General features: G+C 60.3%; 15 protein-coding genes. All 15 read right to left on the reverse strand.

All coding sequences use genetic code 11. The features are described 5' to 3' along the window. Window positions 1–490: phage terminase large subunit family protein (locus tag QZY44_RS34990; RefSeq protein WP_295458916.1), on the reverse strand; the 490-nt coding region annotated here is incomplete at its 3' end. Then, the gene (locus QZY44_RS34995; RefSeq protein ID WP_295458919.1) at window positions 402–1,208 is read right to left on the reverse strand and encodes a hypothetical protein; all 807 of its coding nucleotides are present in this window, start codon (window positions 1,206–1,208) and stop codon (window positions 402–404) included. The genes QZY44_RS34990 and QZY44_RS34995, both read right to left, overlap by 89 nt. A 23-nt stretch (window positions 1,209–1,231) precedes the next feature. Next, entirely contained in the window at window positions 1,232–1,441 is a 210-nt protein-coding gene (locus QZY44_RS35000; protein WP_295458922.1) for a hypothetical protein, read from the reverse strand. Next, window positions 1,438–1,851 (reverse strand): P27 family phage terminase small subunit, encoded by a 414-nt coding sequence (locus tag QZY44_RS35005; protein WP_295458925.1) that lies wholly within the window; start codon window positions 1,849–1,851, stop codon window positions 1,438–1,440. The genes QZY44_RS35000 and QZY44_RS35005 overlap by 4 nt, the downstream gene beginning before the upstream one ends. Beyond that, window positions 1,838–2,218: a hypothetical protein gene (locus tag QZY44_RS35010; protein ID WP_295458928.1), complete on the reverse strand. Its 381-nt coding sequence runs from the start codon at window positions 2,216–2,218 to the stop codon at window positions 1,838–1,840. Before QZY44_RS35010 ends, QZY44_RS35005 begins: the two co-directional genes overlap by 14 nt. Window positions 2,219–2,301: 83 nt before the next feature. Beyond that, complete coding sequence (locus QZY44_RS35015) at window positions 2,302–2,625, reverse strand: hypothetical protein (RefSeq protein ID WP_295458931.1); 324 nt, start codon at window positions 2,623–2,625, stop codon at window positions 2,302–2,304. A gap of 29 nt (window positions 2,626–2,654) precedes the next feature. Continuing rightward, complete coding sequence (locus QZY44_RS35020; RefSeq protein ID WP_295458934.1) at window positions 2,655–2,969, reverse strand: hypothetical protein; 315 nt, start codon at window positions 2,967–2,969, stop codon at window positions 2,655–2,657. 87 nt (window positions 2,970–3,056) lie between these two features. Further along, window positions 3,057–3,578 carry a hypothetical protein gene (locus QZY44_RS35025; protein WP_295458937.1) on the reverse strand — a complete coding sequence of 174 codons (522 nt, stop codon included), beginning with the start codon at window positions 3,576–3,578 and terminating at the stop codon, window positions 3,057–3,059. After that, window positions 3,548–3,706 carry a hypothetical protein gene (locus QZY44_RS35030; protein WP_295458940.1) on the reverse strand — a complete coding sequence of 53 codons (159 nt, stop codon included), beginning with the start codon at window positions 3,704–3,706 and terminating at the stop codon, window positions 3,548–3,550. The genes QZY44_RS35025 and QZY44_RS35030 overlap by 31 nt, the downstream gene beginning before the upstream one ends. A 4-nt stretch (window positions 3,707–3,710) precedes the next feature. After that, a complete protein-coding gene (locus tag QZY44_RS35035; protein WP_295458943.1) occupies window positions 3,711–4,025 on the reverse strand; it encodes a hypothetical protein in 315 nt (104 codons plus the stop codon). Window positions 4,026–4,307: 282 nt separating this feature from the next. Beyond that, window positions 4,308–4,862: a hypothetical protein gene (locus QZY44_RS35040; protein ID WP_295458946.1), complete on the reverse strand. Its 555-nt coding sequence runs from the start codon at window positions 4,860–4,862 to the stop codon at window positions 4,308–4,310. Continuing rightward, window positions 4,759–5,826 carry an HNH endonuclease gene (locus QZY44_RS36115; protein ID WP_365305936.1) on the reverse strand — a complete coding sequence of 356 codons (1,068 nt, stop codon included), beginning with the start codon at window positions 5,824–5,826 and terminating at the stop codon, window positions 4,759–4,761. The genes QZY44_RS35040 and QZY44_RS36115 overlap by 104 nt, the downstream gene beginning before the upstream one ends. Continuing rightward, entirely contained in the window at window positions 5,765–6,115 is a 351-nt protein-coding gene (locus tag QZY44_RS35045) for a hypothetical protein (RefSeq protein WP_295458949.1), read from the reverse strand. The genes QZY44_RS36115 and QZY44_RS35045 overlap by 62 nt, the downstream gene beginning before the upstream one ends. 2 nt (window positions 6,116–6,117) lie before the next feature. Next, a complete protein-coding gene (locus QZY44_RS35050; protein ID WP_295458951.1) occupies window positions 6,118–6,483 on the reverse strand; it encodes a hypothetical protein in 366 nt (121 codons plus the stop codon). Next, window positions 6,480–6,794: a hypothetical protein gene (locus QZY44_RS35055; protein ID WP_295458954.1), complete on the reverse strand. Its 315-nt coding sequence runs from the start codon at window positions 6,792–6,794 to the stop codon at window positions 6,480–6,482. Before QZY44_RS35055 ends, QZY44_RS35050 begins: the two co-directional genes overlap by 4 nt. Between the last annotated feature and the right edge of the window lie 1,222 nt (window positions 6,795–8,016).

Below are 8,016 nucleotides of genomic sequence, written 5' to 3' on the forward strand. Positions count from 1 at the left end.
GCATCGAGTCGGACCCGGCCCAGGCCAGTTTGAGGCGCACCCCCGCGACGACCTTCGAATACTTGGATGACCCATGCCCCCAGGAGGTCTTGCGGTTGAGACTGGGCGTGGACTGCAACAGATGAACGATCTTCGGCTCGACCTTGTCGCGGATGAACAGTTCGGTCGTGCCGACATACATGATCGGGGTCGGGCAGTCGTCCAGCCGGCGCCCGATCTCAGCGAAGATAACCCCCTGAGTCTTGGCCATCTGACGGGCCATGACATAGGTGATCTGCCGCAGGCCCCAGATGGCATGGGCGCGCGCGATCGGCACTACATAGGGCGTGCGCGTCACCCGGATCTGCCCCGCCTCGGCTGACCCAGGCGGCAACTGGCGCCGCGCCTGCTCCGACCACAGGTCAGCCGTCCGTTCCGGTGGCGGCTGGAGAATCGCGAAGGCCAGTTGCGCCGCCTGAAGCTGGGACTCGGCCAGCAGGTTTTGGGACATTTTTGCTCCCGGGAGGGCGCCCTGGCTTGCGCCCTGGGCGGCCGATCGTTGTGTCCGGTTCGCGCGCACCATCGATCAGTTCCTGTACCCGCAGCGCCAACTCGGCACGAATGCGCCGGGCCTCATCGAACAGCCCACGACGCGCCTCCAATACCGTCTGCGCCTCGGCCATGGTCTGCGCCAACCGGCCGGGCAGGGCCTCCAATGCCGCCACGACGATACCCGCCAGCGCCGACCAACCGGCCTCGCACTCCGAGCGCTTGACCCGGGTCCGCTCGCGTTCCTCGCGCGCCATCTGCTTGAGGAGGCGCTCTTCACGCGCTGAGAGCAGCCGCTCATGGGCTAGTTCCTCGCCCGAGACATCCGTGTAGGCCCCCTTCTTGTGTGCCTTGTCGCGCTCGCGCTGGATCAGCCACGGCACGCAGACCTGGATATCCCAGGTGCCCTTGTCCGCCATCGGCATCCCGGCTGTACGGTGCGCATAGATCATCGGTTCGGTGACCTTGAGCAGTGCTGCCAGTTCCTTGGTTGAGTACATCCGTTTGTCGGACCGGAGAAGCTGAACATAGGCATGGATACAGGCCGGCACATCGTGAGCGCCCCGAGCGCTCGGCTTGGGCATGACCCCTTCGCGCACCAGCGTGTCCACCTGCTTCTCGGAGATCCCGCAGACCTCGGCGATGGTCTGTTTGGGGGTAAGTGTTGCGGGCGCGGCCATTCATGGGGTGCGATGACGTGTGGTCAGTCGCGCCAGTTGGGGTCCCAATCGAATCCAGCACCATCGGTGCGCTCGGGTGTCTGCTCACCCAACGCCGCCAGCCGCGGCATCAGGCAGCCCTCACCAAACGGCACCGTGAGTCGCAGACACCGCGGCAGGACTTGCCCGAAGAGCGGCGCCGTCAAAGCCCGGCAACCGTCGCAGGCAACATAGGACACTTGACGCACGCTCACTGGAGCTTGCCCCGCCGCGGTTTCTCCGGTGTCGGTGTGGCCGTCGCGAACCAGGCCCCCGGATCACGCGCCTCAACCTTCTGCCTATAGGGACCATAACTCGCCGGGTCGCGCTTCTCGACGACCTTGAGATCAGACAGAAACTGGCGCATCAGCCGCAGAGCATCCTGGGCCACGTCGAGCCAGGGATTGCGGATCGGCTTGTCCTTGCCTGGCAGATTGACCACCTCTCCGTTCTTGCGAATCTCGATCTCGGCCTTGACCCACCGGCCATAGGAGGCCGCATAGCCTTCCAGCAGAGCCGCGGTCGCCTCATCCCAGAGGCCGCGACTGACCAACTCCTCGGCCAGACGCGACCACTCGCCCCCGGCGATGGTCTCTAAGTGCATGGGAGGGCTAGGCACCAGCATCGGCGGTCTCCTGTTTGCGTTCGAGTTGGGCCTTGATCTGTGCCGCGTTCTTCAGCCGATCCAGCTCCGCATTGGCGAGGTCGACCATCAGTCGCAAGGCCACCGCCGTGTTGATCGCGTTTTTGATCTTCTTGGTCCGCACCAGGGTATCGAGAAGATGAACGCCATAAACCAAACCACATGGGAGATTGTACACGATTATCATTTCACAGGTGCGATCGGCATCAAATAGGGGGGTCGATGGTAATCCAGGACCAGTTTCGACGATCGCCAGGACCCCGCGCAGAGCAGGGTCCTGGCTTTTTTTGTCGTTAATTTGTGTATACCTTAAATTATTGAAATAGTTGGCGATATAAAATTTGCTCAAATCACGCACCTTTCAGCATCGCACCTCCCCCACCCCCGGAGGAAGGACCCTCGCATCACGAAGAGACGATCAAAGTCAGTCAGTTATAATTTTTCATCCAGTTCGTTGCGTTGAAATCGTTCGATCGCACGCTGTAGGGTGTGCAAGGCGCGGCAATCTTTTACCATGTGACTGGTCACCCGAAGTACAGTCCAGCCGAATAGAGCGGCCTGGTTGTATTTCTCACAGTCGTGCTCAAACCCATCGCCTCGGCTATGCCTGCTCTGTCCTGATCCAGTGCCGCCTTCGACCTCAAGCGCCAACTTGAAGTCTGGCCAAGCGAAGTCGAACCGCCATCGCCGATCAGGATCAAAGCGATATTCGGTTTGTGGTTTTGGCAGGCACGAGGCCCTGATATGCAGGGCCATCGTGGCTTCGAGTACGCTTGGCTGGCGCCTCACTCGCTGAGGCATAGGTCACCCTGATATGCCCGCACGCCAACCAACCGCGCGATACCGAACCGATCTACGCAGTCTCGCTTGACTTCATCAAGCGTCTGGCCATGTGTGATGATCGTCACCCGTCGGATGGGTGCATCTGGCAGGCAATCGGTGTCGCGCACATCGGCAAAGTAGACCCTGATCGAGACTTCTGACAGTGCCTCGGCCACCTTGCGCGACAGGCCCGCGTCATGCTCCAGGATCGCCGCCCGCTCGTTGTAGGTCTCACGGATATCAACCACCAGATCGTCAGGGCTCAAGCACTCAGGCACGATGTGCGAACCTCCCGCAGAACAGGTTCCCGCCCTGCATCACGCCATGACGAGTCAGCACGTCAAGGGCTTCCTCGCTTGAGGCATTCATCGCGCCAGCTCCTCGATGCGCGTTGCAAGGCCATGCAGCCACAACCCGATATCGGTCTGCTCCGCCAGCGGCCGGCTATCTGCCAGGGCGCGCAGCCGCTCGGCATGGAGGCTCGCATCGTCCCACAGCGCCTGCTTGGGCAGGGCGTCGATGTGTGCCAGCAGTAGGTCGGTCACTGGTTCACAGGCAGGTGCAGCAACAGGCGCTGCAGTTGCAACCGGGGTTTTGGGCATCGGGATTTGCTCCTGGAGCAGGTAGGTGTAAACGGGTCTTTCGCCGCGGCCGGCAAAGCATCCAGGCTCACCGGGAAGGCGCATCTGGCCGCGGGTCACGATGCCGCGTTTGCGCAGGTCGTAGAGTGCCTTGTTGATCACCTGTGGATCATCGACAGCTAGAGCCAGGTCGAAGATCTCCTTGCTGGTCAGCGGCCCATTGACGCTGCGCATGGCGCCGGTGATGGCCTGGGCAAGCTCGCTGTCGAGCGAGATCACGATGCACCCGCCACGGCTGCCGGCCACGCTGGGGTCACCACGCAGCGCGGCTGTTCGCGGAAACTCAGGCGGTCCCGATGCTCGGACTGTTTGCCGCGGCTCCAGACCTCGCAGGGCTGGCGTTCTTCGTTGGTCAACTGTGTCTGTGCTTTCATGTGGTTACTCATCATCCGCCGCCGCTGTCTGGTCTTGATCTTCGCCTTCATCCTGGGCCATGTGCTGCTGGTGCGGACGCACAACCCACAATGGGCAACGAGATGCAGTGCAATTGCGGATGTCTTCGAGGACTCCGCCAGGACGTTCCTTGCCCTCCTCCCAGCCCATGCACTGAGAGCACATGGCGACGATTGCCTGTGCTTTGCTAAGGGGATTTTCCCGTAATTTCTCAAAGGGAGTCTTACGAGCCGGCGCGGGTATCTCGCCGGCCTGTCGTGCTGCGCGATAAGCAGCCAACCCGGAGGGTGCTTCAGTCATGTCAAATTTCTCGTCAAAATTCTTAATACGGCGACCTAGAATCGATCCGCGGGTGCTGGGTGGTCTTCGGGTAGCGGGTCCCGCTCAGCAACCGCATTTGACCGGCGAAACGCGCGATCACGGATGCCCCCGCGCAAACCCGCTGGCCGCCCGCGTGAGGCGCTCGCGCTCCTTGGGGTGCAGCGACGGGAAGGTGGAGGGCGCGGATGCGTCAGCGGGGCTCCTATCGCGTCTGGCGGCCGGTTCCGCGGGTCCGCCGAGATAGCGCACGCCCAGCCGCTCTCAGTCGGCCGCCCAGGCCGCATCCATCGCCGCCGTCCAGGTGCCGTTGGCCAGCGTGACGTGCGAGCGCACCACCCGGGCAGTTCCCGCTCCGCGCAGACTCGCCTTGAGCGCATCCAGGTGTTGCAGGCCCACCTGGCGGCGCTCGGCCCAGGTCCCGTTGGTCAGCCGCCGCGACTGGTCAGTGTCGGCACTGGCCGCGAAGGCGCGCTGCTCCGCCGTGCGCTCATCGGGCTTGGGCAGGCAGGCGGCGCGGAACTCGGCAATCGCACACGGCCACTTACAGTGCAAGGTGACCTGGGTCAGGCCGGTCTTGATCTGCTGAGCGCTCAGACCTGTCAAACCCTCGGACCAGGATTGCGCCAATACCTCGTAGGGCAAGCCCGCAATATGATCTACCCATGCCTTGCCCCAAATGCCATGGAACCGTACCAGCAGGGTATCCGTCCATTTACTCGATAATGATTCCATGGGCAGCCATTCGGGCTCGGTTTTCTGCGCCAAGGCGTTCGCCGCGTTCTGCGGCAGATGTTGGTCGAGGGGGGTAAGGGCCATGGGTGTCTCCGGTGGTTTTAGATGTTTTCTCGCGCCTAACCCAGTTTCGCCAGGTAGCGAACCAGTCGACCTTGGTGCCGTCCTTGCCTGGTTTTGCTTTCCAGTGGTCCTGGAAGATCTCCCATGTCTGCGTTGGGTCCAGGTCAGGACGTTCTGCTTTTGCCCAGTCAAACCAGTCAGAGGGAAGGGTAGAGAGACAGAGGCGAGCAGCGCGAGCAGTGGTAGGCCGGGTCGACGTAAATTTTTCGTGCGCACTCTCTCCCTCTACTTCTCTCTCTGTCTCTGTCTCTGTTTCTGTCTCTGTTTCTGTCCTTATGGGTTCGTTATGGGACCCTGATGAGTCCCTTATGTGTGCCTTACGAGCATCTAAGTCGTTAGGAAAGTCACGTTTTTTCGCATTGCACTCACGACACAACACCTGTAGGTTTTCCTCAGTGTTAGACCCACCGTGGATTTCAGGAACAACGTGGTCAATAGTCAGGTTTTCTGTGCTTCCACAGTGTTTGCAGGTATGGTTGTCGCGCTTCATGACGGCGCTTCGGACTTTCGGGTTTATCCATCGGTTTCTGGGAAGTCCGGCTTCTTCGCGTTTGTTTCGGTGTCTCCACTGTTGCTTTTGCTCCGACGTGTATTGCCGTTTCTCCCACGCAAGCGGCTGCAACGTGTCACTATCGATCAATCCAACCTCGGACAAGCGGCGTGCAACCTCATCCAGCTCTCTGACCTGTAGGCCGAGCTTTACGGCGGCCTTCCTGAGCAACATTGGCCCTGAATTTTCGTCAAGTATTCCCTGGCATTTCAAACACAGAATGGCTATAAAATGCCATCGGTCCTCGAACGCCAACAGTCGCAGCTTTTCATCATCGACGGCTTCTGCGTATAGGCGGAGCCAAGAATTATGATCATTCATTGCGCGTCCCCGATATTCCATGGCGTCTCCCACTTGCCATCGGTTCCCGCGCATCTCGCGCTTCCCGTAATAATTCCCGCATCGCCTCGTCAACCAGCGGGTTCAAGGGCTCTGAGCGGTTGCCGATCAGATAGCGGGTAACGTAGTAATCCGGCCCGATCCCTGCCCGCTCGCAGGCTTGCAGGCCGCGTTGAATCGCCTCCTCTGGCACCCCGTACTGGGCACTGAGTGCCCCGGCTCGCGCCCAGTCCCAGCGGTCACAGGCATCGTCTTGAGACAGGATGCGGATCTGCGCGGCGGTGTAAGACGCGCTCGCGCACTGGTCGACTGGTCGCTGTTCCATGGCTAGTACCTCGGCCTGGAGCTACTGCGCTTGGTCACTACCTGTGCGGGGTCCCAGAGCAGGGGCAAGCCCCAACCGGGTATGAACTGTTGGCTGAGTTGGTGATAAGCGGGAAGGTCGTTGGCGGCATTACCTTGCTCAGACGCCTCCTGGCAGCGGTCTTTGAAGCAACTGCGGCACTGCTGCGTGCGATCCTTTTTGCGATAGCGGATCGTCTTGTGCGCCATCTCCAGGATGCAGTTGCAGCACAGCAGGCGCACGCGGTAGCGCGTGGTCAGTTGGTCTGGCCCATCGCAGACGCGCTCCAGGACGCGCAAGCCGGCTTCGGGCAGGACCAGGCCGTCGGGATAGGGGTGCCACTTGGTCATGCCGACGCCTCCTCCTGGGTCGGCGCTTGGCGCAGACGTGTCAGGCACAGCGGGCAGTGCGCGGCCTTCGTGTGGCGCGCGGTCTGCTTGGGCAACTCCGGCTCCGTGAGCTTGACCGCGAGGTAGTCGTGCAGCTTCTGGATCGGGATGACGCCCGGTTTGGGGATGCGGTTCTGGGCGAACATGTTTAGCCAGTCGATCTTCACATCGGCCTCTTTCGCGATGGTCTTGCGGGTCCACCGCTTGCTGGCCTGTGACAAAAGTTCCTTCGTGATCTCAAGGAGCGGTTTGGGTGCGTTTGGTATTTCCATGATGCCAACCTGTGTGATGCCCGGCAGGGCCGCCTGGTTGGGAGAATCTTAGTAAAAAAATACTGAGCCGTAAAGTGCGCGCTAGGCCGATTGCTAGTAGAAAATTACATCGTGCGGGCTAAACTGAGAGGATGCTTCGACAGGCAATCCCTTAGAAAGGCTACAAAATGAACACAGAAGCCAGGGTCAAAGACCCGCCAAACGAGCCATCAAAGACCCCGCGGGAGCGTGAAATAGACCGCCTTGAAGCTGGTCCTGGATGACCAGCGACCCCCCAGCCCGGTTGCGAAGCGCAGCGAGAGCAGAGGGCGCGAGGGCCTATCTCCCGTCCGTCCGTCCGGTCTTTCGGGTTCGCCTCAACGCCTTTTCGGCTTGCTGTTCCAGCCACGCGGTCATCGTCAGTCCTTGGGCCTGCGCCGCCTAGATAACGTATAATGGTGTTATATCTCAAAGATGGGGCACCTTTATGAATACGTTGAGCGGAAGATTTGGGAAGTTGGTGGTGGAGTTCGTGACGCCAGGCCGCAGCGGGGAACGTCGCACTGCAACGTGCTTGTGTGACTGCGGCAAGACTGTTGTCGTTGATGTTAAGAATCTCAGGCGTGGAAACACGCGCAGTTGTGGTTGTCTCAGAGCGGAATCCCAGAAAGGAAAAAACGCTACTCACGGGATGTCTGGGACCGGAGATAGGACATATTCGTCTTGGCGCAGTATGCGAGACAGGTGCAACAATCCGAGTTCTTCAAAGTTCCACCTTTACGGTGGTCGCGGGATAACTGTCTGTGAACAATGGGACGACTTTTTGGTTTTCCTTGCTGATATGGGAGAACGCCCGGACGCGACTTCCATTGATCGGATAAACCCCGATCTCGGTTACAGTAAGACGAATTGTCGCTGGGCGAGTATCGTCGTTCAGAACAACAATAGTCGAACCAATCATGTTCTCACTGCCGGTGGCAAATCGCTCACCATAACCCAGTGGGCACGCGACACCGGCATAAGTATAGAGTCCATTCGCGCACGACTGCGCAGGGGTTGGACTGAAGAGTCCGCCGTGTTGACCCCAAAAATGTCCCGCCATCGGGCGGGAACGGCAACACCTAAAAATGCGAAAGCGCGTGGAGAGGCAAGCTCTGGCGTTACCGCTTTGGCGGCAGCGTGAAACTGGCCTCGAAGAATCGCGAACCCGAAAGGATTGATCGACGCGAGGTATGGACCGAGC

Source organism: uncultured Thiodictyon sp., from assembly GCA_903837595.1.
Classification (GTDB): Bacteria; Pseudomonadota; Gammaproteobacteria; order Chromatiales; family Chromatiaceae; genus Thiodictyon.

Bases quoted from the DNA above. Each gene is read 5' to 3' on its own strand.
- QZY44_RS34995 (WP_295458919.1), bottom strand. From the start codon at position 1,208: ATGGCCGCGCCCGCAACACTTACCCCCAAACAGACCATCGCCGAGGTC.
- QZY44_RS35005 (WP_295458925.1), bottom strand. From the start codon at position 1,851: ATGCTGGTGCCTAGCCCTCCCATGCACTTAGAGACCATCGCCGGGGGC.
- QZY44_RS35015 (WP_295458931.1), bottom strand. From the start codon at position 2,625: ATGGCCCTGCATATCAGGGCCTCGTGCCTGCCAAAACCACAAACCGAA.
- QZY44_RS35030 (WP_295458940.1), bottom strand. From the start codon at position 3,706: ATGAAAGCACAGACACAGTTGACCAACGAAGAACGCCAGCCCTGCGAG.
- QZY44_RS35035 (WP_295458943.1), bottom strand. From the start codon at position 4,025: ATGACTGAAGCACCCTCCGGGTTGGCTGCTTATCGCGCAGCACGACAG.
- QZY44_RS35040 (WP_295458946.1), bottom strand. From the start codon at position 4,862: ATGGCCCTTACCCCCCTCGACCAACATCTGCCGCAGAACGCGGCGAAC.
- QZY44_RS36115 (WP_365305936.1), bottom strand. From the start codon at position 5,826: ATGCGCGGGAACCGATGGCAAGTGGGAGACGCCATGGAATATCGGGGA.
- QZY44_RS35045 (WP_295458949.1), bottom strand. From the start codon at position 6,115: ATGGAACAGCGACCAGTCGACCAGTGCGCGAGCGCGTCTTACACCGCC.
- QZY44_RS35050 (WP_295458951.1), bottom strand. From the start codon at position 6,483: ATGACCAAGTGGCACCCCTATCCCGACGGCCTGGTCCTGCCCGAAGCC.
- QZY44_RS35055 (WP_295458954.1), bottom strand. From the start codon at position 6,794: ATGGAAATACCAAACGCACCCAAACCGCTCCTTGAGATCACGAAGGAA.